A 596-nucleotide genomic window follows, 5' to 3' on the forward strand; every position below is an offset into this window, starting at 1 on the left:
AGTATTCGTGCAGCCTGTTTAAGGCTTATTCCTTTATCAATAATCGCGTTAGTGATAAGCGATTTTCGCCCTGTGTGAGAAGACGCATTATGAAAACCTGCCTTCGTGTAAATAGCTCTAATCAAGTGCTCCAGCGAATCACACGCCCTATAGGATTTAATGGAGCCATCATACATAACCCGCTTTTTCTCTGTCATGGCATAACGTCTACCCCGATTGTTATATAAGAATCTGCTGTTTGGATTTAATCCCTGGTATTGAGCGCTACCAATGACTGTTCCCCACTTTTTCTTAAGGCGATACTCAATCCAATCCTGGATTATTTCGCGACTTACTGGATTAGTAAGCCAAATAGTTCGTGGCTTAAGGCGCTTACAGATCTTGGCAGGAAGATGAATTTCTTTTCTTAATTCACCTGTAGAGTTTAAAAGAGATCCAGTTTCGATTAATGCGATTTCACTGACTCGCATAGCAGCATGAGAGAGAACCAGAGCGCAGCGCTTACCCTCTTTGTGAGTCATCAGATTTGCGACCGCAAGAGCGTGTCGAATTTCTTTCTTGGATAAAGCTTCAGCTTTACTCATGTCTGTATTTTC

1 protein-coding gene is annotated in these 596 nt (G+C 42.1%); it reads right to left on the reverse strand.

What is annotated here, in order from left to right; genetic code table 11:
- Positions 1-584, reverse strand: a 584-nt coding sequence (locus A3763_RS03235) for a site-specific integrase (RefSeq protein WP_068759880.1), incomplete at its 3' end; no start/stop codon positions are given.
- Between the last annotated feature and the right edge of the window lie 12 nt (positions 585-596).

Source organism: Oleiphilus sp. HI0128, from assembly GCF_001635365.1.